The 21,277-nt window shown below is 42.2% G+C and carries 20 protein-coding genes and 1 pseudogene; 10 read left to right on the top strand and 11 right to left on the bottom strand.

Features of this window, described 5'->3' with window-relative positions; translation table 11 throughout:
- Positions 1–24: 24 nt before the first annotated feature.
- Together ACVC7T_RS07545 and ACVC7T_RS07540 are read left to right on the top strand one after the other, a co-directional pair.
- Positions 25–438: an HIT family protein gene (locus ACVC7T_RS07545; protein ID WP_105122956.1), complete on the top strand. Its 414-nt coding sequence runs from the start codon at positions 25–27 to the stop codon at positions 436–438.
- A gap of 2 nt (positions 439–440) precedes the next feature.
- Entirely contained in the window at positions 441–755 is a 315-nt protein-coding gene (locus ACVC7T_RS07540; protein WP_105111603.1) for a chemotaxis protein, read from the top strand.
- 319 nt (positions 756–1,074) lie between these two features.
- On the opposite strand, the gene ACVC7T_RS07535 is transcribed toward ACVC7T_RS07540, so the two are convergent.
- From ACVC7T_RS07535 to ACVC7T_RS07520, 4 genes are all read right to left on the bottom strand, one after another.
- Positions 1,075–2,274, bottom strand: a complete 1,200-nt coding sequence (locus ACVC7T_RS07535; RefSeq protein ID WP_394719427.1) for an LCP family protein — start codon at positions 2,272–2,274, stop codon at positions 1,075–1,077.
- Complete coding sequence (locus ACVC7T_RS07530; protein WP_394731676.1) at positions 2,274–2,798, bottom strand: GNAT family N-acetyltransferase; 525 nt, start codon at positions 2,796–2,798, stop codon at positions 2,274–2,276. The genes ACVC7T_RS07535 and ACVC7T_RS07530 overlap by 1 nt, the downstream gene beginning before the upstream one ends.
- Entirely contained in the window at positions 2,791–3,231 is a 441-nt protein-coding gene (tsaE, locus tag ACVC7T_RS07525; protein WP_105111600.1) for a tRNA (adenosine(37)-N6)-threonylcarbamoyltransferase complex ATPase subunit type 1 TsaE, read from the bottom strand. The genes ACVC7T_RS07530 and tsaE overlap by 8 nt, the downstream gene beginning before the upstream one ends.
- A gap of 84 nt (positions 3,232–3,315) precedes the next feature.
- A complete protein-coding gene (locus ACVC7T_RS07520; RefSeq protein WP_105160225.1) occupies positions 3,316–4,776 on the bottom strand; it encodes an NCS2 family permease in 1,461 nt (486 codons plus the stop codon).
- A 230-nt stretch (positions 4,777–5,006) separates the two neighbouring features.
- Here ACVC7T_RS07520 and ACVC7T_RS07515 point away from each other — a divergent pair, with 230 nt between their 5' ends.
- The 7 genes from ACVC7T_RS07515 to ACVC7T_RS07485 all read left to right on the top strand — a co-directional run bounded on the left by ACVC7T_RS07515 (position 5,007) and on the right by ACVC7T_RS07485 (position 10,972).
- The gene (locus tag ACVC7T_RS07515; protein ID WP_447262730.1) at positions 5,007–5,819 is read left to right on the top strand and encodes a Cof-type HAD-IIB family hydrolase; all 813 of its coding nucleotides are present in this window, start codon (positions 5,007–5,009) and stop codon (positions 5,817–5,819) included.
- Positions 5,820–6,039: 220 nt separating this feature from the next.
- On the top strand, positions 6,040–7,029 hold the full coding sequence (locus ACVC7T_RS07510) for a PTS sugar transporter subunit IIB (protein WP_105118522.1): 990 nt from the start codon (positions 6,040–6,042) through the stop codon (positions 7,027–7,029).
- Positions 7,030–7,078: 49 nt separating this feature from the next.
- On the top strand, positions 7,079–7,885 hold the full coding sequence (locus ACVC7T_RS07505; protein WP_105118523.1) for a PTS mannose/fructose/sorbose transporter subunit IIC: 807 nt from the start codon (positions 7,079–7,081) through the stop codon (positions 7,883–7,885).
- A gap of 21 nt (positions 7,886–7,906) precedes the next feature.
- Positions 7,907–8,818 carry a PTS system mannose/fructose/sorbose family transporter subunit IID gene (locus ACVC7T_RS07500; protein ID WP_105118524.1) on the top strand — a complete coding sequence of 304 codons (912 nt, stop codon included), beginning with the start codon at positions 7,907–7,909 and terminating at the stop codon, positions 8,816–8,818.
- A 63-nt stretch (positions 8,819–8,881) separates the two neighbouring features.
- Positions 8,882–9,256 carry a DUF956 family protein gene (locus tag ACVC7T_RS07495; protein WP_105160027.1) on the top strand — a complete coding sequence of 125 codons (375 nt, stop codon included), beginning with the start codon at positions 8,882–8,884 and terminating at the stop codon, positions 9,254–9,256.
- 214 nt (positions 9,257–9,470) lie between these two features.
- Complete coding sequence (gene serS / locus ACVC7T_RS07490; RefSeq protein ID WP_394731672.1) at positions 9,471–10,745, top strand: serine--tRNA ligase; 1,275 nt, start codon at positions 9,471–9,473, stop codon at positions 10,743–10,745.
- An 11-nt stretch (positions 10,746–10,756) separates the two neighbouring features.
- Positions 10,757–10,972: a PspC domain-containing protein gene (locus tag ACVC7T_RS07485; RefSeq protein WP_105122949.1), complete on the top strand. Its 216-nt coding sequence runs from the start codon at positions 10,757–10,759 to the stop codon at positions 10,970–10,972.
- 294 nt (positions 10,973–11,266) lie between these two features.
- On the opposite strand, the gene ACVC7T_RS07480 is transcribed toward ACVC7T_RS07485, so the two are convergent.
- The 6 genes and pseudogenes from ACVC7T_RS07480 to ACVC7T_RS07455 all read right to left on the bottom strand — a co-directional run bounded on the left by ACVC7T_RS07480 (position 11,267) and on the right by ACVC7T_RS07455 (position 19,307).
- Positions 11,267–12,856 (bottom strand): type I restriction-modification system subunit M, encoded by a 1,590-nt coding sequence (locus ACVC7T_RS07480; RefSeq protein ID WP_172026683.1) that lies wholly within the window; start codon positions 12,854–12,856, stop codon positions 11,267–11,269.
- Between the two features lie 44 nt (positions 12,857–12,900).
- Positions 12,901–13,413: pseudogene (locus ACVC7T_RS07475) on the bottom strand (restriction endonuclease subunit S); the annotation flags it as partial.
- Between the two features lie 92 nt (positions 13,414–13,505).
- Positions 13,506–14,174 carry a Fic family protein gene (locus ACVC7T_RS07470; RefSeq protein ID WP_394731671.1) on the bottom strand — a complete coding sequence of 223 codons (669 nt, stop codon included), beginning with the start codon at positions 14,172–14,174 and terminating at the stop codon, positions 13,506–13,508.
- 12 nt (positions 14,175–14,186) lie between these two features.
- Complete coding sequence (locus ACVC7T_RS07465) at positions 14,187–15,425, bottom strand: restriction endonuclease subunit S (RefSeq protein ID WP_447262729.1); 1,239 nt, start codon at positions 15,423–15,425, stop codon at positions 14,187–14,189.
- 107 nt (positions 15,426–15,532) lie between these two features.
- Positions 15,533–18,739 (bottom strand): type I restriction endonuclease subunit R, encoded by a 3,207-nt coding sequence (locus ACVC7T_RS07460; RefSeq protein WP_447262728.1) that lies wholly within the window; start codon positions 18,737–18,739, stop codon positions 15,533–15,535.
- Positions 18,732–19,307, bottom strand: coding sequence for a restriction endonuclease subunit S (locus ACVC7T_RS07455; RefSeq protein WP_105122943.1), 576 nt, complete (start codon positions 19,305–19,307; stop codon positions 18,732–18,734). The genes ACVC7T_RS07460 and ACVC7T_RS07455 overlap by 8 nt, the downstream gene beginning before the upstream one ends.
- Before the next feature lie 120 nt (positions 19,308–19,427).
- Here ACVC7T_RS07455 and ACVC7T_RS07450 point away from each other — a divergent pair, with 120 nt between their 5' ends.
- The gene (locus ACVC7T_RS07450) at positions 19,428–20,354 is read left to right on the top strand and encodes a site-specific integrase (protein WP_447262727.1); all 927 of its coding nucleotides are present in this window, start codon (positions 19,428–19,430) and stop codon (positions 20,352–20,354) included.
- A 79-nt stretch (positions 20,355–20,433) separates the two neighbouring features.
- Here the strand turns inward: ACVC7T_RS07450 and ACVC7T_RS07445 are convergent, their stop codons facing one another.
- Positions 20,434–21,099: a CPBP family intramembrane glutamic endopeptidase gene (locus ACVC7T_RS07445; RefSeq protein ID WP_238140746.1), complete on the bottom strand. Its 666-nt coding sequence runs from the start codon at positions 21,097–21,099 to the stop codon at positions 20,434–20,436.
- Between the last annotated feature and the right edge of the window lie 178 nt (positions 21,100–21,277).

The raw sequence follows: 21,277 nt of genomic DNA, 5'->3' as shown, positions 1-21,277 counted from the left end.
AAAATCCTAGAAAGAGGTTGTATTATGTCAGATTGTATTTTTTGTAAAATTGTCTCAGGAGAAATCCCTTCTTCCAAGGTCTATGAAGACCAACATATTCTTGCCTTTTTGGACATTACCCAGGTAACTAAAGGCCATACCTTGGTCATCCCTAAAAAACATTTTCGTAATGTCTTAGACTTGGACCAGGAAACAGCCAGCCAACTATTTTCAGCCATTCCAGCTATCGCTAGCCACTTGAAAGACAAACTGGGAGCAAGCGGACTCAATATTATCAATAATAATGAGGAAGTTGCTGGTCAAACGGTCTTTCATACCCATATCCACCTACTGCCTCGATTTGAGGGACAAGATGGCCTGGATATCCGATTTGCAACAAATGAACCTGATTTCCCAGCCCTAGCCCAACTAGCCCAAGACCTCTACATAGGAGAATAATCATGAAACTTCGCCACCTACTGCTAGCCGTCGGAGCTGCTCATTTGGCCTACCAGGCTGTAAAACACCGCAAGGAAATCGCTGCAGAGGCTAAAGAAACCAAAGAACTGGTCCAACGTATCCAGGCAGATAAGCAGAAAATAACAGACCAGTTAGCCCTGCTCAATTCATTCAAGGCGCCTGTCCAGGAGCTCAGCAAGGATTTACAGTACCAACTAAAGGTTTACCAGCAGAGTATCGCAGGCAACCTGACTGAAATCCAAAAATTTACTGATAAATACAAAACAGAAGATTCTCAACATTGGGAGCGGGAATGAACTCGTCAAAGCTAAGAAGAGTTCGTCAACAAGTCTCTATTTCTTGTTGTTGACCTAAAACGGTCTATCCCCAGACCGCCTCGCGTTCCTATTTCTTGGCTCGAGCTTAAAACCTCCACAGGAGCCTTTAACTCCACACCGCATAGCTTCAAAGGTTCGGGGAACCTTTGGAGGTTGGAAATTGAGCGAACTCTGTTCGTATCAAAAAATAGTCTGGGGAGAGACCAACCACTGCGCTGATATGTTGACACGAACGAAAGAAAGCAAGCCTAGACTTTTTGCCTAGGCTTCTTTCTATGTACAAACTCGAGATTGTCTATCACTGGCCATCTTCTGCTGAGCTAGAAGAGGTTTCGACCTGACTGGACTCCGAATCTCTTGACTTAGAGGTCTCTGTTTGGCTATAGTCAATATCGTAGGTTGGCGCTGTTTCCGGTTCGTAGGTTTCACCGTTGGCTTCAACTTCGATATCATTAGTATAGGCATTGATGACCTCGATTGGACTGGATTGTCCAAAGAGATATTCCAAAACCTTGATGTTGGTCTTGATTTTAGAAACTTTTGGCAAGCCCAAGGATTCCTTGAGGACATTTTGCATTTCCAAAACATGGGCCGCCGTCGGGATCTGGTAGGACAACTCGTCAATTGTGTGACCTTCACCACCCAATTGGTAGGATTCAACCTGATTCAGAGCATCCTTATAGCCCAGAAGACTAGGAATGGTTGAATTTGAAATCACAAAATCCGTCCGCATGTGCTTAGAGACAGCTTTCAAAATCTTTTTATACTGCGTAAATCCATCCAATTGCAAGAGCTTGGTCACCAGGGCCTGGATAACCTCGCGCTGCCGCTTCTGCCGACCAATATCTCCCTCCGGATCATCGTAACGCATCCGGGCATAGACCAAGGCCTGGTCTCCATTGACCAATTGCTCCCCAGGTGGAACGACAGCTGTGTAGGCAGGTTCATACTCATCGATAGTAATCGGGAAGCCCAAGGTATTGTTGACCTTGATACCACCAATGGCATCAACCAGCTCCACCAGGCCATCCATATTGATTTCGACATAGCGATTGATGGTAATATCCATCATCTTCTCAATGGTCGCAATGGACATGGCCGCTTGACCATAGGCATAGGAGTGATTCAACTTCTCAATCTTATCACTAGAACGACCATTCTTATTGGCTATCTCTACCATAATGTCACGCGTCAAGCTCATCATGGTCGTTTTCTTAGTTAGAGGATTGACCGTCACCAAAATCATGGAGTCACTCCGCCCTTCTTCCCAGTCCAGACCCCGAGTTGCCTGGTCGGTATCCACCCCCATCAAAAGAATGGTCAAGGGCTCAGTAGCCTCGATAATCCCTTCATCTTCTCGGTTACCGATAGAGCGAAAAGTCTTTGCAATCTCCCCGGTCGAGTAATTCAAAAAAGTCGCGGTATAGATTGCTCCTGCCCCGATTGTCAACGCTAGGATGGACAAGAACATCAATAAAATTTTAGTTCCTATTTTCATTATTCACCTATTAACTTGGCCATAGAATACAAATCTAGCCAATCTCCCTCATCTGTTCTAGCTCCCCTTGCCAGAGTCCCTTCAATCTTGAAGCCCAATTTTTCATACAAAGCCACTGCTCTTTGGTTGCGGACCTGAACCGTCAATTCTAAACGCTTGAGCAAATCCATTTCCTCAGCCCAATGAATCACTTCCTCCAGCAAGATGGAACCCAGTCCCTGTCCCCAGTAGGCTTTTTTAACCGCAATAAAAATAGTTCCGATATGGCTAATACGAAACTGACTGGAGGACTTGACCGACACTACTCCGATGACTTCATCGTCTAACTTGGCCAGCAACTGCAGCTCCCGAGGATTTTCTATGCAAGCCGTAAAAATATCTTCGATATCTTGGACACCAAGCCTAAACCCCGTCTCATCCATGACAAGAAAATCGGTTTCACCTGCGACCTGGTTCATAAAGTCAATAAAGGATTGGACATCAGCTGGTTCTGCTTCCTGAAAATAAATTTCCTTCTCAACAATCATCTAACAACTCTTTCAATTGGGCACTACGCGGTCCTGACGCATTAAACTCCAACCTCCGACCGTCCTTTTCGATGGCAATACGAACTGTCAAGACATCGTCCAAGAGGTCGGCATCTAACAACTCTCCCCATTCAATCACGGTCACCCCATCGCCATACAAAAAATCATCTAGATCAATGGAATCCGGATCATCACCAATCCGATAGACATCTAAATGATAGAGTGGCAGACGACCCTCATACTCTCTTACAATGGTATAGGTTGGGCTTTTTATCATTTGCTCAATATTCAGTCCCAGGGCAATTCCCTTGGTCAAGGTCGTTTTCCCAGCACCTAGCTGACCTGATAAAACAAGGACGTCCCCTGCCCTAAGCAATTCTCCTAGTTTTCTTCCAATAGCTTGTAATTCTTGTTCATTTTGACTATACATATCTAGCATTATAGCATAGCTTCCCCTAGTTTGTCATGGCCCTACCCAACAAAAAAACTGGGTCTCCCCAGTTTCAAAGTTGCTTTAGATAATCGCTAAGATAATGAAGTTCAAGATAAAGAGTGCTGTTGAACCCCAGAGGATTGGGTGAATCTCATTTGCCTTACCAGTCGAAACTTTTACCAAGCAATAGAAGATAAAGGCTGCCGCAATGCCGTAAGAGATAGAGAAGCAAAGGGCCATGAAGAAGGCAGCGAAGAAAGCAGGAAGCGCATCTTCAAAGTTTTGCCAATCCACATCAAGGAAGCTGGATACCATCATCACACCGACGATAATCAAAGCTGGTGAAGTTGCCGCTGCTGGCACGATACCAACGAATGGCAAAATGAGGATAGACAATAGGAAGAGAACTGCAGTTGTCACAGCTGTCAAACCAGTACGTCCGCCTGCAGAAATACCAGCCGCAGACTCCACGTAAGTTGTCGTATTTGACGTACCAAAAATCGCACCAATTGACGTACCAATAGCATCTGCAAAGAGAGCACGGTCCATTTTAGAGTTAAAGCCTGTACTATTTTCAAGCGCCTTCTCATCTTCCTCAGAGAAGATGCCTGTCTTACGGCCAGTACCGATGAAGGTTCCCAAGGTATCAAAAGTATCTGACAAGCTAAAGGCAAAAATGGTCATCAATACTAGTGGCAAACGGCTAGAGTCCGCAAAGAGTGAAGCCATGCCATCAAAGGCTGCTAGGAAGGTTGTGCCAAGCTCAGCAAAGGCAGAACCAATATTATTGTTGGCAAAATCAATAGCAGAAATATCAACCACACCAGCTGGAATCCCCGCAAGAGTCGTAGCAATGATACCAATCAAAATCGCACCGCGAACATTTTTAATGACCAAGACAGCAGTCAAGAGAAGACCAAAAACAGTCAAGAGAACGCTTGGATCTGTAAAGGTTGAGATGGCTGGAACAACGCCACCACCTGCAAACACGGAGAAGACCCCGTTTGAGAAGGTTTCAGCTGTCGCATCAGCAGGAGCAACACCATTAACTGTGATGATATCCGAAGCTGACGTCAGGAAGGTAATTAGGTTTGAATTTTTGAAGCCAAGGTAGGCTACGAAAACCCCGATACCACCACCGATAGCATGTTGCAAGCTAATTGGAATAGCCTTGATGATGCTCTTACGAACCTTGGTCACTGTGATAAAGACGTTGAAGAGACCGCAAAGGAATACCATTGCCAAAGCTTCCTGCCAGGTGAAACCAAGTCCAATAACAACAGTATAAGTAAAGAAGGCGTTGAGACCCATACCTGGCGCCAAGGCATAAGGTACATTGGCAAAGAGACCCATAACCAAAGTTGAAACCGCACTAGCGATAATGGTTGCCAAGAAAACTGCCTGAGAAGGCATGCCTGCAACACTGAGGATGCTAGGGTTCACAAACAAGATATAAGACATAGCGAAGAATGTCGTAAGACCTGCCATGATTTCAGTCGAAACGGTCGTTCCATGTTCTTTTAGTTTAAAAAACTGTTCCATTTTTCAATTATTCTCCTTTTATTTACGAACGATATAGCTATTATATACAAATCGTTTTTATACTTCAAGCAATTCGTGTATGAAAACGTTATTTTCTAAAACAATGTTCGTTTTTCACGAATATTCCCTCTTGATTTTTCTTCACATCCTAAAAACGATTAGCTTTTTGCTTTTCTACAGGCATTTTGCTATACTGGAACTTATTAGTTTCAAAAAGGATAAGACAAGGTATGAAGAAAAAAATTATTTCCATTGACCTAGATGGTACCCTACTAAATCAAGATAGCCAACTAAGTGATTACACAGTTTCTACTATTAAAAAAGTAAAAGAGGCTGGACATACCGTTTTGATTGCTACAGGTCGTCCCTATCGTATGGCAGAGCAATTTTACAACCAATTAGAGCTAGATACGCCCATGATTAACTTCAATGGTTCTCTCATTCATCTCCCAGGAAAAAAATGGGCCTGGGAAAAGAATATTCTTATTGATAAAAAATACCTACTCGATTTTTTGAAAGAAGAGGAGCCGTTTGAAGCAGACTTTATCGCAGGAGAATACAAAAATAAATTCTTCATTACGCAAAAACATTTAGATAAAATCGACCCTTCCCTCATGGGAGTTGAGCAAATTACACCAGACACACTCATTAAACCTGAGCTGATTACCAGCGACCCTCACTCTATCCTCATGCAAACACGTGCTACAGATAAGTATCAGCTTGCCAAGGAAATGAAGGCCTACTTCAATGATGAACTGGAAATCAATACTTGGGGAGGTCCCTTAAATATTCTAGAAACTTGTGCTAAAGGAGTTAATAAAGCTACCGCCCTTAGCTATGTCTTAAACCTCTTCCAGGCCAGTCCTAGCGATTTAGTTGCGTTTGGCGATGAGCACAATGATGTCGAAATGCTGGAACTGGCTGGCATTAGCTATGCCATGAAAAACTGTAGTGATACCCTTCGTCCTCACGCAGACCGCTTGACTGAATTTACAAATGTTGAAGATGGGGTTGCCAAAGAACTAGAAAAATTATTTCTATAAGAAAGAACTGCGTCTGCAGTTTTTTTCTTTTGTTTTGCATAGCCAGCAACAGATTTCTGAAAAGAGTATGTAAAATTTCGGAAATTTTTTCTGTTTTTAACACAAATTTGCTTGACAAATTACATGAAAACGTTTTATAATATACAAGTTCAAGGAAATGTAAGCCCATTCATTAGTTTTACATTTCAAAGGAACTAGAAAAAATTTAGGGGGAACAATAATGAGTATTGGAATCATTATTGCAAGTCATGGTGAATTTGCAGCTGGCATTCATCAGTCTGGTCAAATGATTTTTGGCGAACAAGAAAAAGTTCAAGTTGTAACTTTTATGCCAAGTGAAGGACCAGATGATTTATATGCTAAGCTCAATGCAGCTGTTGACTCATTCGATGCTGATGATGAAGTGTTGGTATTGGCGGACCTTTGGAGTGGTTCTCCATTTAACCAAGCAAGTCGCGTTGCTGGCGAACGTCCAGACCGTAAATTTGCCATCATCACTGGACTTAACTTGCCAATGCTAATTCAAGCCTACACAGAGCGTCTAATGGATGCATCTGCAGGAGTTGAAAAGGTTGCCGCAAACATTATCAAGGAAGCCAAAGATGGTATCAAGGTTCTTCCAGAAGAACTTCAACCAGCTGAGGCTGCTCCAGCTGCAAGTGCTGCTCAAGCACCTAAAGGAGCAATCCCACCAGGAACTGTTATCGGTGATGGTAAGTTGAAAATCAACTTAGCTCGTATCGATACTCGTCTCTTGCATGGTCAGGTCGCTACTGCTTGGACTCCAGCTTCTAAGGCTGACCGTATCATCGTCGCTTCAGATACAGTTGCACAAGACGACCTTCGTAAGCAATTGATCAAGCAAGCGGCTCCAGGAAACGTTAAAGCAAACGTTGTTCCTATCAAGAAACTGATTGAGGTTTCTAAAGATCCTCGCTTCGGTAACACACACGCTTTGATTCTCTTTGAAACACCTCAAGAAGCTCTTGAAGCAATTGAAGGTGGCGTAGAAATCAAGGAATTGAACGTTGGTTCTATGGCTCACTCAACAGGTAAAACAATGGTGAACACTGTTCTTTCTATGGATAAGGACGATGTTGCAACCTTTGAACGCTTGCGTGAACTTGGTGTCAAATTCGATGTCCGTAAAGTTCCAAACGATTCACCAAAAGATTTGTTTGACTTGATTAACAAGGCAGATGTTAAATAATAACTGATTAACACTGTGTGATTATCAGAAATATGAAAGGATTATAACTATGTCAGATATTTCAATTATTTCTGCAATTTTGGTCGTTTTTGTGGCCTTTCTTGCAGGTATGGAAGGTGTCCTTGACCAATTCCAATTCCATCAACCAATCGTTGCATGTACCCTCATCGGTCTTGTTACCGGTAACCTAACAGCTGGTGTTATGCTTGGAGGAACTCTCCAACTTGTTGCTCTTGGCTGGTCAAACATCGGTGCTGCGATTGCACCAGACGCTGCCCTTGCTTCTGTTGCTGCCGCTATCATCTTGATTAAGGGTGGTGACTTCTCAGCAACTGCTATCTCAGTTGCTCAAGGTCTTGCTATCCCTCTTGCTGTTGCAGGTCTTTTCCTTACAATGCTTGTGCGTACTGCATCTGTTGCCCTTGTACACGGTGCTGACGCTGCTGCAGAACGCGGTGATTTCGGTGCACTTGAGCGCTACCACTTGATCGCTCTTTCACTTCAAGGTCTTCGTATTGCTGTTCCTGCTGCCCTTCTTCTTGCTATCCCAACTGAGGCTGTTCAAGCTGCTCTTGAATCTATGCCAGCTTGGTTGTCAGGTGGTATGAACGTCGGTGGTGGTATGGTTGTTGCCGTAGGTTTCGCTATGGTTATCAACATGATGGCTACTCGTGAAGTATGGCCATTCTTCGCTATCGGTTTTGCTCTTGCTGCTGTTAGCCAGTTGACACTTATCGCTCTTGGTGCTATCGGTGTATCTCTTGCCTTCATCTACCTTAACCTTTCTAAAAAAGGTGGAAACGGTGGCGGAGCTGGTTCTAACGATCCAATCGGCGACATCCTAGAAGACTACTAAGAAGAAAGGAAGAACACAATCATGACAGAAAAAATTCAACTTTCAGTAAAAGATCGTAAAGCGATTTGCTGGCGTTCAACCTTCCTTCAAGCATCATGGAACTTTGAGCGTATGCAAAACTTGGGTTGGGCTTACACAATGGTTCCAGCTATCAAAAAACTTTACACTAAGAAAGAAGATCAAATTGCGGCTCTTAAACGCCACATGGAATTCTTTAACACACACCCATACGTTGCTGCACCTATCGTCGGTGTAACACTTGCCCTTGAAGAAGAGCGTGCAAACGGTGCTGACATCGATGATGCTGCTATCCAAGGTGTGAAAATCGGTATGATGGGACCTCTCGCTGGTATCGGTGACCCAGTATTCTGGTTTACAGTACGTCCTATCCTCGGTGCCCTAGGTGCTTCACTTGCTGTGTCAGGTAACATCCTTGGCCCAATCCTCTTCTTCGGTCTTTGGAACGCTATCCGTATGAGCTTCCTATGGTACACTCAAGAGTTTGGTTACAAATCAGGTAAAGAAATCACTAAAGATATGTCAGGTGGTATCCTCCAAGACATCACTAAAGGGGCTTCTATCCTCGGTATGTTCATCCTTGCCGTACTTGCTCAACGTTGGGTATCTATCGGCTTCAACTTCACGGTTTCTGAAGTTCCACTCTCAGAAGGTGCTTACATCGAGTGGGATAAATTGCCAGAAGGCTACGAAGGTATCCAAAAAGCCTTTGAATTGGTTGGTCAAGGTTTGTCACAAACTCCAACTAAAGTTACTACTTTCCAACAAAACTTGGACGGTCTTATCCCAGGCTTCATGCACTTGCTTCTTACCTTCCTATGTATGTGGTTGTTGAAGAAAAAAGTTTCTCCAATCACTATCATCGTTGGTTTGTTCGCATTCGGTATCGCAGCTCGCCTACTTGGAATTATGTAATCCATTAAGAAACCCCGCTCATGCGGGGTTTTATGGTATAATTAAACAAGAAATGAGGTAACTATGGCACAATCATTAAACAAACACGTCGAACTATCCACAACAGGCGTTTCCTATCTCAGTCTTGCAGGTGGAACGGTTGGCAAGTTCCTGCTAGGTGATCAAGCTCTGGAATTTTATGCTGATAACAACGTTGAAAATTATGTTCAAATTCCTTGGACATCTATCGATCAAATCGGTGCCAATGTTTCCAACAAGAAAATCAGTCGCCACTTCGAAGTCTATACTGATAGCGGCAAATTCCTTTTTGCTTCTAAAGATTCTGGTAAAATCCTAAAAATTGCTCGTGAACATATTGGCAATGATAAGGTGGTCAAACTACCAACTCTCCTGCAAATTCTAGGACAGAAAATCTCAAATCTATTTGCAAAAAAATAAAAAATCAAGTATAATAAGACAAACGGATAAGTAGTATCAGGCGTTTTTCAGAAAGTCTGCGGTCGCTGTGAGCAGATAAACAAAGGATATGAAATTCTACCGTTGGCTAAAAATGACATACTTAAAGTGCACAGAATGTGAAGCTGGATGGAACCGCGGTAAATATCGCTCCAGCATCTCTCATTCTGTGTTTTTTATTCTAAAGGAGACATCTATGCTAGATATCAAACGTATTCGTACAGATTTTGACGGAGTGGCTGCCAAATTAGCTACTCGTGGTGTGGCTGCTGAAACCTTGGCAAACATCAAGGAATTGGATGCAAAACGCCGTGAAATCTTGGTTACTGTAGAAGAATTAAAAGCAGAGCGCAACACCGTTTCTGCGGAGATTGCCCAAGCGAAACGCAACAAGGAAAATGCTGATGACAAGATTGCGGCTATGCAAAAATTGTCTGCGGACGTGAAAAATTTGGACGCTCAACTCTTGGAAATCGATGAAAAATTGAACGCTATTCTCACTGTACTTCCAAATACGCCACATGACTCTGTTCCTGTTGGTGCAGATGAAGAAGAAAACGTGGAGGTTCGCCGTTGGGGAACACCTCGTGAATTCACTTTCGAGCCAAAAGCACACTGGGACTTGGGTGAAGACCTAGATATTCTGGACTGGGAACGTGGGGCAAAAGTAACAGGTGCCCGCTTCCTCTTCTACAAAAACTTGGGTGCTCGCTTGGAGCGTGCCCTCTACAACTTCATGTTGGACGAGCATATCGCAGAAGGCTACCAGGAAATCATCACACCTTACATGGTCAACCACGACTCTATGTTTGGTACTGGTCAATATCCTAAGTTCAAGGAAGATACTTTCGAGTTGGCGGATACCAACTTCGTCCTCATCCCAACTGCGGAAGTGCCATTGACCAACTACTACCGTAACGAGATTCTGGAAGAAAAAAACCTGCCAATCTACTTCACAGCAATGAGCCCATCTTTCCGTTCTGAAGCTGGTTCTGCTGGTCGTGACACCCGTGGTCTTATCCGCCTCCACCAATTCCACAAGGTTGAAATGGTCAAATTTGCCACACCAGAACAGTCTTATGATGAATTGGAAAAAATGACGGCAAATGCAGAAAATATCCTTCAAAAATTAGGCTTGCCATACCGCGTGTTAGCCCTCTGTACAGGGGACATGGGCTTCTCAGCTGCCAAAACCTATGACTTGGAAGTCTGGATTCCTGCCCAAAATGCCTACCGTGAAATTTCAAGCTGTTCAAATACCGAGGATTTCCAAGCTCGTCGTGCCCAAATCCGCTACCGCGATGCTGTTGACGGTAAGGTCAAATTGCTCCACACCCTTAACGGTTCTGGCCTAGCAGTTGGTCGTACAGTGGCGGCAATCCTTGAAAACTACCAAAATGAAGACGGATCAGTGACCATTCCAGAAGTTCTCCGTCCATACATGGGTGGGGTAGAAGTGATTAAACCTTAGGAGTAAGGAAGATGAACAAGAAATGGTATAAGGACAAAAGTCGTGGTGAACTGGCTGGCGTTATCGCAGGTCTTTATGACTACTTTGACCTATATGAGAACTACGGTTGGAAATTAGAAAATGTTCGTTTGGTGGTCATTATCTTGGCCATTGTCACCAACCTCCCCTTTCTAACTGCCTATATCATTCTGGCCATACTTTTACCAGACAAGTCTGAACTCAACTAAAGCTAACAAAGAACAAATGGATATAACAAAACGCATAAAAGCAAGTTTTAACTACATAATTTTATGCGTTTTTTTGTTTCGGAAAAAACTATAGACATTTGAATTAGCTTTGAAACATTGCAACTTTCGAATTGCTCTACTCTAGTACTGCCTGCACCTCAGTTCCTTGTCTGAAAGCTAATTCATTCGACTATATAAAAACCGGCAGCAGAATGGTAAGCTAATTTCTGATTTGTATTGCAATTGTGGATATTCAAAAAGCGAGTAGAATTCCTACTCGCTCTTTTCATTTATCTAAAAATCTACTCCCAAAGTCTTTAATTGTTGACGAATCTTATCTTCTAGAGCCCGAATCTCTAGTCTATCTTGTTCTAGTTGCTGCGTTACTTGCCCGAGATCGATTTCTTCCTCTTCCTCAAAAGTATCAACGTAACGAGGAATATTTAGATTGTAGTCGTTTTCTACAATTTCTTCTATTGATGCCAAATGAGCATATTTGTCAACAGACTGACGATTATGATAGGTCTCTACAATTTTTTCTACCATATCATCGGAAAGGTGATTCTGGTTCTTCCCTTTTTCAAACTCCTTGCTCGCATCGATAAAGAATACATCCTTGGTCTGACGATTTTTTTTGAAGACCAGAATAGTGGTTGGAATACCTGTGCCATAAAACAGGTTAGCTGGCAAGCCAATAACTGCATCCAGGTAATTTTTCTCAATAATCAGTTTGCGAATATGACCTTCTGCTGCTCCCCTAAAGAGCACTCCGTGTGGTAAAACAATGGCCATGGTCCCTGTATTATTTAAATGATAAAGACTGTGTAAGATAAAAGCAAAGTCCGCTTTAGAGGCTGGTGCTAACTTACCGTATTCCATAAACCGTGGATCCTTCAATTTGGACTCACGATTGTCCCATTTAGCAGAGTAGGGTGGGTTTGCGACGACCGCATCAAAACTACGTGGCTGATCGATTCCAAGTTCATCCACCCCGTCCGGCCAGTCACTTTCTAAGGTATCAGCATTATTCAAAATCATATTGCTGTAGCCGACCTGATGCATCATCAGGTTCATCCGCGCCAAGTTATAAGTAGTTGTGTTCATTTCTTGGCCATAGAATTTGATATGCTGGCCCTGAGGTAGTTCATTACGCACTGTTAGTAGCAAGGACCCTGAACCCATGGTTGGATCGTAAACAGAGAAGCTAGTATCTGATTTTTCCAAACCTAAAGTAACAATCTTGGCTAAAATCTTACTCACTTGATGCGGGGTATAAAATTCTCCACCTTTTTTACCTGCCGAAGCAGCAAACTGTCCAATAAGGTACTCGTAGATTTCTCCCAGAATATCCTTTCCTTCGTCATTTTTATACTCAATGCTGTCAATCAGCTTCACAATACTGTTCAAGGATTTTGCACGCGCAACTGTTGAATTGCCCAAACGAGAGTCCCCTAGATTGATGTCATTAAAGACGCCTCTGAAATCTTCCATAGCATCCTGATTGAGTTCTACATTGGCATTAAAATGATCGAAAATCGTCTGGTAATCACTCGCTACAATCTCACTGTTATCAATTTTGGCTACCAGTCTTGCCCATGTATCTTCAGGCTCGATGGCATACCCAAGGTGAGAAGCTGTATTTTCCAAATGCTCTACCAAGTCATTCCCAACTGCTTCTCGCGCATAGGCATCCTGAACAGTTTCCCCTGGAGCAGGACTGATAATTTCATCTTCCACCAAGAAACGCTCTTGATGCTCAGATAGGTAGCGATAAAACATGAAGGCTAGGATATAGTTCTTATATTCCGAAGCATCCATGTTTCCTCGCAATTCATTAGCCATAGACCAAATTTGATTGGTAATGGCTTGAATAGTTTTTGACATGTTTTTGTAATCCTTTCATGTTGTTTCATTTTTTACTCAAAATCTCATTTTCGCTGATGAAGAGTAATAAGCTGATCTAGGTCGGAGAAGAAGCTGCCGATGGCTTCTTGTTCGGAGAGGGTAGGGAACATGATTTCATAATTTGAGTATTCCTGCGCATTGACCCCAGGTTGTCCTGAACGCATAGACATGATACTTATAAATCTCTCATAATTTGAAGTAAGGGTATTTTGAAAAACAAAATCAGGATTAAAAGTATCTTTGATTTTTACTCTAATCAAGAACCCTGCAAAATAAACTTTTCCATCTACACTTCTATAAATATAGCTTTTGCCGACACTGGCCCCTGTTCGTGCAAATAGAATATCTCCAATACTTAATCTGTATTCATCAAGACCAAATAGGTTTATTTCGGGAGAAGTTAAGTTACTAATATTGAACTCTCTGCTATCATCATCTATATCAGTAATTCTTAAATATTTATTTTCACCATCATACTCAGTTGCTGCCGAATTTAAACCATAGTCAAACGAAATCGCAACCTCCCCCAACTTACGCTGTTTCCAAGTAGTTGTGAAAGTAGGGCTTTCATTGTATTTTCAGGCAAAAATAATAGTTCCGATTGAAAGTCGCTTTCTGAAAACTCGACTTAAAACTGGTTTTTTCGTTCTTGTTCAAACTCCAAGGAGCGTTTGAGTAATTGGGATAATCCAGTCACATCTTGTTCCGCTAACATCTCCATATAAAGAGCTCGATCTTCCTTACTAATCAGTACAGGCGCTCCCAACTTGAGCATACTTTGGAACATCAAAATCAGCCGTCCTGTCCGGCCGTTCCCATCACTAAATGGGTGAATACGCTCGAACTGAATATGCACATCTGCCAGCACCTCTAACAGCTCTGCTATTTCCAAAGGCAACCCCAAGCGATAGTTGGCATTGTCCACCCACTGTTGCATGAGAAAAGGTGTTTCCTCTGGCGATGCAGTCTTGAAGGTCGCACCAATAATAGCGTTTTGCACTGACTTAAACTGCCCCCGATCATGCTGAAGGCGGTCCATCAACAAGGCATGAATATCCTTAACCAGCCCCAAACTCAGCTCTTCCCCATTATCTAAGGCAAATAGCAGAGCTTGGAAGGCTTGTTTGTGATTTTCAATCTCGTAAAATTCACGGATACTCTTGTGCTTGCCAGGTAGCGTGCTTTCCAAAATAATCGAAACCGTCTCAGGCAGAGAAATGGTATTCCCCTCAATCCCGCTGGAATGATAGGCCATTCGTACCAGAAGGTCATCTAAATAATCCTGCGAATATGTCATACTGACCTCTTTCTATATAAACATCTGCTGTAACAAGGCTTTTTTCAACAGTTTCAGATGATCCAACTGACGCTGATGAAGAGTAATAAGCTGATCTAGGTCGGAGAAGAAGCTGCCGATGGCTTCTTGTTCGGGGAGGGAGGGGAGAGGAATCAATGAACTTTTAATATCACCAGAATTTATTGATTCAAAGGTGGAACCAGTACTCAACTTCATCCAATAACCAAACTGCTTCATTCTTATTAAAGTCTGATAGATAAAATCATTTCCCTTAATACCTGCAACTCCACGCCCAAGAACAACCTTATATCTAGTTTTGGCAACATCTCCAACAGGGGCTCTGACCGATACAATGATGTCTCCTTTTTCTGCAATCTTTGTAATTTGCGTTGTCCAAACTCTTGGTTCAACATTCCCATTTTTTAAATCGGCATTTCCTTGAACTAAAATATTGTCTAAAGGATTATTAGTATAGTTTTTTGAATCTGGAGATTGTCCCATCACTACCACCGTCACCTCCCCCAACTTACGCTGTTTCCAAGCGTCCGTAAATTTTGGGAATCTTAGCTCAGGAAAATCGTTTCCATTCCCTTTCGGAAACATTTTCTGTAACAAAGCCTTCTTCAATTCTTTAACATCATCTAATTTACGCTGATGAAGAGTAATAAGCCGATTTAGGTCGGAGAAGAAGTTACCGATGGCTTCTTGTTCGGGGAGGGTGGGGAACACTACTATCGTGGATTTTAAATTAGCCTTACTAATTGAGCTCACTTTTGTCCCCTGCATTAAAGGTAAAATTTGATTATGGTATGCAGTTGAATTAATTAGATAACCTAAATAGTAGGGGGCATAAGAAACTTTCGGCCTAGCAACTATCGTATGTAAACCAGAAACAACATTCTTACCCTTAAAATTTCGAACTTCAACAGCTTTCCCAACAGTCGAGTCTTCTGCCGCATCCGCGAAAACAATATCTCCTTCAATAAGTAAAGCATCTGTAAAGTCTGAAATCGTACTTCCAATAATTGATGGAAGTTCTTTGTTACATACATCTAAAATAGCATCATATTTTGTTAAAATATCCCCATAATGAATGTTTTGAACTTCATAAAAATACGATGATAACTTATCTCTAGAAAGTGAGTTTGTTTTTATGGAAAAGTCCGCCACTTCCCCCAACTTACGCTGTTTCCAAGCGTCCGTGAATCCGGGGAAGCGCAATCGTGGTACAGTTGATTTTTCTTTTGTCATAGTCCCTCCTTTTCTACTTTCTTTTTGTTTTATTTTTGAAAGTTATTTTTGCAATTTTTCGGACGATTTCCATTCTATTATACGCTATCATCCAGCAAAATCGCAACCTATTGACCAACCAAGTCGTCGGCCAAATCATATAGTGCTTGTCTCAACTGATTGCGGTACTGAATCTTGCTCAAGCCTTTAACAGCATCACCTTCTGCCCAGGTCTGGTAATCGCGACTAGCTTCTTTTATCAAGGTACGTAAGTGTCCGGTATCATCCAAGTCATTCTGACCATATCGATGTCTCGCCAACAACTCTCGTAGTTCTTGGTTGCGGATATGTTCCGTCAAGCCCCATTGGATTCGGAAAGCAAAGAGCTTCTTGTCAATGTAAACATGCGAAGCTTCTTGGATAATCTTCTGACTATCAATCCCCTTGACTGGATAAGCAAAGTTCATATCTTGTGTCGGAAAATCACCTCGATAGATTGCATCCCCTGTTTGACGGATCTGATCAGCATAGTTGAGGTCTTCCAAACCGCTTGCAAATCTATCCAATTCATCCCTGGTAGCTGCGGCTTCTACCATCTTCTCTTCGTGAACCTGATTCAGCAAGAGCTCAACCAGTTCGGTCAATTTATCGTAGTCAATTGTCACTTCCTTGATGTGAGTCATCTTGAGTTCAATTTGGTGAATGCTAACTTTTTGCTCTTTCGCCAAGGTTCGTTTCAATTCGTTGGCTAAGACTGTCGTCAAACGTTTTTCTTCCTCTACAGACATTCCCAAACTTTCAATAAAGCGGTCCGGCTGATTGTAATCAAATCCTTCAATCACCCCATCAACCTCCTCTGGCTGATACTGTTTCAGCTTAGACAGTCCTTGATTGTAAGCACGGAGCAATTCCAACATAGCCTCACGCTTTTTCTCAGACTTCGGAATATCATTGAAATCACCCGTCAACTCTCTCAATTGGTCGACCGTATGTTTGACTTCAGCAAATACTTTCTTGAAAGGCTTTGCCACCAGTCCATTTTTTTCATTGTTATTTTTTTGTTCCGCATCTGATAAATTGGCAGCACTATCATCTGCATAGATGGCCAAGGCCTGATTCATCAATTTCTCATTATGAGCTGGCCAGCGGTAATTGACCACCCGTCCAAAAGGTTTTTTATCCATATCCTCCACACGATTGGTACGAGAATAGGCCTGAATAAGACTGGCTCCTTTAAGGGTTCGGTCAACATAAAGAGTATTGAGCTCAGGAGCATTGAAACCTGTCAATAACTGATCCACGACAATCACCAAATCTAAGTAGTTCTTGTCCTTGGCTGTTCTATTAAGGCGACTAACCAGGTCCTCTGTATAAGCAGCAACATCTGACAAGCCAAAGGACGTCCCAAATTCTGTGTTATAGATCGTAATAGCTTCAAGCAAACCAGTATTTGACTCGACCATGCTATCATTATTTTGAGTATTCAAGGCAAAGGTCACTCCCACCTTCAAGACCAGACCTCCTTGCTCTCGATGCAGTTGATTGATTCGTTGAAACTCTCGGAAATACATCATAGCCATGGGTGTGGAGGCCCTGCCTCCACCTACGTGGGTGGTGAACAAGGCATTGTAACGGCCATTGCCAGAGCGATTTGCCCAGTGTTTGAAGACATCTTCGACTACCAATCGAACATGCTCTGGATTTTCATCATAGACGCTAGAAGTCACCGCATCATCCATATCATCTGGACTTAGATTGGCAATCTTTTCTTCAATCTGTGCACTTGTCCACTTCGGGTATTTTTGCCGATAAAAATCTGGCAAGTAAGTTGTTTTTAGTTTTTCCTGATCGATGGTTGTCTCAAAATCCACCTTAAACCCTAGTACATTGCGGTCACTAATGGCATTTTTAATAGTGTAGGCATGAAGCAGAGGGCCAAAAATATCTTGCGTCCGCAGACTAGCACCTGTATCATCTAAGTTGGGTGTTCCTGTATAGCCAATCCAAGCCGCTTTCTTAAAAGCCTTTTGAATCCCTGCGAAACTATCTCCACCAGTTGAGCGGTGAGCTTCGTCAACGATAAACACGATATGCTTATCTGGTGATTTGAAAGATTTTCTCTTCACCAGTGTATCCAATTTTTGCACAGAAGTAACGATAATCCCACTATCCTTACTAGTCAACTGCCGCGCCAAGGCTGTGGTATTTTGAGTTTCTCGAATACTGCCAAAACTATTTTCCCCAGCTTCTGGATCATAAGACAGATAATCATCCTTGGTCTGATTGGTCAAAGCGATACGATCCACTAGAAAGACAACCTTGTCTACCTTGGGCATTCGACTTGCCAGCCAAGCTGTTTTAAAACTAGTGATCGTTTTCCCTGAGCCTGTAGTATGCCAGATGTAGCCAACCTTGTTACAGCCTAGTTCAAAATCGACTTTTTTTATCCCCTCAATGACCGCCTGAGTGGCGTAAACTTGATAGGGACGCATGACTTTCAGCATTTGTTTCTGCGGTGTCCCATCTAAGATCATGTAGTTGGTCGCCATCTGATGAGCCATAGGAATGCTGAGCATGGAATCCGCAAATTCTTTCCAATTCCGAACCTTACTACCGTTAGATTTACGCTGCCAGTGGAAAGCAAAGTCTTTATTAAATTTCTCCGCAGTGGTATTGGCCATATAGCGAACATTGTTGGGGGCGATAGCGACTAGAATCTGCAAGGTAGAAAAAATATCCGTATATTGCCGTTCCTGGATATATTGGTGCATTTGGTTCAATGCCTTGTCCACATCTACCGTATCCTTTTTCTCTTCAATCTGAATAATAGGTAAGCCATTAATCAGCAAGGTTGTATCGAATATACATTCTCGTCGTCCAGGGATTTTAGGAGCCCTACGAATTTGGTTCACCACTTGGTAGACAGTGTCCCCACCGCCTATCTTACGTTGGTCGAATACTGTCAAAAATGTATGCCGTCCATCATCAAGCGTAATTTCCAATTCGGAAACACCGCTAATCCCATATAAAAACTGACCAGCCTCATAAGGTGTCTTCAGATCTGAAATAATCTGCTTGACCTGAGCAAACTCGGTATCGCTCAAGGGTTTGTCCAATCGATGTTGGTTGTGTTGCCAGAGAATATTACGAAAATTTTCCCATAATTGCTCCGTTGTCTTGATACCCGGCTCATAAGTCCACAGTTTAGATTTGACTGCATACAGGGTCGAAGAATCACTAACAGACCATTCTAGACCTTCTAGGTGCTCCGGTTGTGTAATAGTCCCTGTCGTAATATATTGAATCAATTCTGTTTCAAATGCTAATTCATTCATGTGCGTAAACCTCCTTTAACAAATATGTTAGTCGTAAAAAATCTCCTTGCGCATAAGCTTGCCGCTTCTGCCGTAAGGCTAATCCATCTAAATAAATCTTTCCTAGTTTCTGCTGACTATCTAAAGGAGGCAAGGAGCCTAGCTGTAAACTTTTCAGTTGCTTGACTGTATATTTCATTACCTCACTCCCCTGTAAGCTTTGGTAAAACTGCCGTCTAATAGCCGAGGATTCATTGATCAGATACAACAAGAAGACCTTATCCAGCTTTGCATTGGGCTCAATTTTGATATAGTTTTGTGTATAGAGTAAGCCTGCGTGCTCTGCTCTCACTAAAACAGCCTTCCCCGATAGTAAACTAAAGAGTAAGTCTCCCTCCTCTAGCAAGGTCACTTCTCTATCTGTCGTCACGGTCCGACTATCTATCACTTCTTCTATCACCTCATAACCATCCAATTGATGATGTTGCTGATTGTAAAGGATATAGTCTCTAGCATCTTCCCAGCTGGTAGTATCCAAGCGAACCTGTAAACTACCTCCCGTAAAGTGAGCTAATTCTTCTAGTTTCATAATTTTCCTTTCCTTGAAATTTTTCATAATTACATTTTTTGTTAAACTAAATATAGCATCTTCTCAGAAATATGTCAATAAATTATGTAATTTATAAAAATTAAAAAAGGAGCTTCTGCTATGAACTTATCAAAAGAAAAACTGCTTTTCCATCACTATTATGCAAATTGGCTACGGATTTACAAGGAAGGAGCCATTCGAGAAGTCACTCTCAAGAAATATAGAATGACATTGCAGTGGCTTATCAGGCTAGCTCCTAGTCTGTTGTTGGAAGATTTGAATCGGGTTCGTTACCAAGAATTGATTAACAGCTATGCTAAAACACATGAACGACAGACAACCATGGATTTTCATCACCAGTTGAAAGGAGCTATTTTAGATGCTGTAGATGAAGGAATTATTGAACGAGATCCGACACGTAAGGTGATTATCAAAGGAAGACTTCCTCGAAAGAAAAAGACAAAATACCTCAACCAATTTGAACTTCATCAGTTGATACAAGAATTACGTCTCGGAGAGGAGCTGAATTGGGATTGGCTCATCTTATTGATTGCTAAAACAGGTATTCGATTCTCCGAAGCCCTTGCTCTCACTACTCAAGATTTTGATTTTCACCGACAGCTATTGACCATTGATAAAACATGGAATTATAAAGGAGATGGCGGATTTTTACCTACAAAAAATAAATCTTCAATTCGAAAAATCCAACTCGACTGGCAAACCAGCACCCAATTCGCCAACTTATTGAAGCACACCCAACCTGATGACCTACTTTTCGTGAAGAAAGAGCGGATATACAACTCTACCATCAATACCATTCTTGAAAAGCGTTGCCTAAGTGCAAACCTTCCTGTCATCACCATTCATGCCCTGCGACACACCCATGCATCTATTTTATTATTTGCCGGGGTTTCTATCGCAAGTGTTGCTAGACGACTTGGTCATGCAAGCATAACAACGACCCAGAAAACCTATCTTCATATCATTCGTGAATTAGAAAACCAAGATGTTGATTTAATTATGCGGTCACTGTCAGGACTTTGTTGACATTCCTATCTCTATCGTGACAAGGCTTGTACTGGTCATTGCAAAAGACGACTCCACTTGGAATCGTCTTTTCTGTTGCTTATTGAAAATAGTAGAGTGCCACTACCGACCAAGCATTGTTGATAAAATGAACAGCAATAGGATAAATCAAGTAGCCTGTCTTATGATAGAGGATACAAAAGATGAGGCCACCTCCCCCATAAATCAGCCAAGAGGCAAGATCGGTCGGTCCATGAAGGGCTCCGAAAAGCAAGCTTGAAACAATGATTCCAACAACTGCTTGCGACCCAAACAATTTCTTAAAGAAATAACCCCGCAATATAACCTCTTCTGCAATTGCTGGCAAAAATGCTGTTGTCAAGAGTGCCAGCCCAAAAGGAACTCCCTTCAAAGATTCGATAATGAAGGCGTCGTTAGCTGTCGTCGTAGCCCCCTGCAATTCCAACAAATAGAAACCAAGCATGTCTGTCAGTTGCATGGTAGCAAAGGCTAGTATGACTATTGCCAGACCGTCCCAAGAAAGAACGTTTTTGTCCCAGATAGGTAGATTATTTTTCTCAGCCCGCCACCAGAAGAAGACCAGAAGACCCAGTGTCACCAGTCCAGCCATTACCAAGGCAGTTTGTGACTTGGACTCTTCCAAAATCATATCTGGAATCACACAAAATACCAAAAATATAAAAACTCGCAGCAAAACCCAAATCTTCCGACCAATCCATTCCAAACCTTGACTCAGTTTCTCCATACTCTTCTCCTCTTCCGCTCCATCATATAGAGTGCCTTCAATCTATTATAGGATTTCACGCAATGTCAATCAATCTGTTCTGTTGTTGTAATGCAATTTTACAAAAATTCAATGAATTTGTCAATATACACTAAAAAAACAAATACCCTTACGATGTTTGTTGCCATCACCCCACTGA

The sequence above is a fragment of the Streptococcus sp. P25B114 genome (assembly GCF_053010325.1).
The sequence above is the reverse complement of the archived record's forward strand: the minus strand, read 5'-3'. Positions and strand labels throughout refer to the sequence as shown.

Coding starts and splice junctions, on each gene's coding strand:
- ACVC7T_RS07505 (WP_105118523.1), top strand. CDS start 7,079: ATGTCAGATATTTCAATTATTTCTGCAATTTTGGTCGTTTTTGTGGCC.
- ACVC7T_RS07510 (WP_105118522.1), top strand. CDS start 6,040: ATGAGTATTGGAATCATTATTGCAAGTCATGGTGAATTTGCAGCTGGC.
- ACVC7T_RS07470 (WP_394731671.1), bottom strand. CDS start 14,174: ATGACATATTCGCAGGATTATTTAGATGACCTTCTGGTACGAATGGCC.
- ACVC7T_RS07450 (WP_447262727.1), top strand. CDS start 19,428: ATGAACTTATCAAAAGAAAAACTGCTTTTCCATCACTATTATGCAAAT.
- serS (WP_394731672.1), top strand. CDS start 9,471: ATGCTAGATATCAAACGTATTCGTACAGATTTTGACGGAGTGGCTGCC.
- ACVC7T_RS07465 (WP_447262729.1), bottom strand. CDS start 15,425: ATGACAAAAGAAAAATCAACTGTACCACGATTGCGCTTCCCCGGATTC.
- ACVC7T_RS07480 (WP_172026683.1), bottom strand. CDS start 12,856: ATGTCAAAAACTATTCAAGCCATTACCAATCAAATTTGGTCTATGGCT.
- ACVC7T_RS07460 (WP_447262728.1), bottom strand. CDS start 18,739: ATGAATGAATTAGCATTTGAAACAGAATTGATTCAATATATTACGACA.
- ACVC7T_RS07500 (WP_105118524.1), top strand. CDS start 7,907: ATGACAGAAAAAATTCAACTTTCAGTAAAAGATCGTAAAGCGATTTGC.
- ACVC7T_RS07545 (WP_105122956.1), top strand. CDS start 25: ATGTCAGATTGTATTTTTTGTAAAATTGTCTCAGGAGAAATCCCTTCT.
- ACVC7T_RS07535 (WP_394719427.1), bottom strand. CDS start 2,274: ATGAAAATAGGAACTAAAATTTTATTGATGTTCTTGTCCATCCTAGCG.
- ACVC7T_RS07515 (WP_447262730.1), top strand. CDS start 5,007: ATGAAGAAAAAAATTATTTCCATTGACCTAGATGGTACCCTACTAAAT.
- ACVC7T_RS07455 (WP_105122943.1), bottom strand. CDS start 19,307: ATGAAACTAGAAGAATTAGCTCACTTTACGGGAGGTAGTTTACAGGTT.
- ACVC7T_RS07540 (WP_105111603.1), top strand. CDS start 441: ATGAAACTTCGCCACCTACTGCTAGCCGTCGGAGCTGCTCATTTGGCC.
- ACVC7T_RS07485 (WP_105122949.1), top strand. CDS start 10,757: ATGAACAAGAAATGGTATAAGGACAAAAGTCGTGGTGAACTGGCTGGC.
- ACVC7T_RS07495 (WP_105160027.1), top strand. CDS start 8,882: ATGGCACAATCATTAAACAAACACGTCGAACTATCCACAACAGGCGTT.
- tsaE (WP_105111600.1), bottom strand. CDS start 3,231: ATGTATAGTCAAAATGAACAAGAATTACAAGCTATTGGAAGAAAACTA.
- ACVC7T_RS07445 (WP_238140746.1), bottom strand. CDS start 21,099: ATGGAGAAACTGAGTCAAGGTTTGGAATGGATTGGTCGGAAGATTTGG.
- ACVC7T_RS07520 (WP_105160225.1), bottom strand. CDS start 4,776: ATGGAACAGTTTTTTAAACTAAAAGAACATGGAACGACCGTTTCGACT.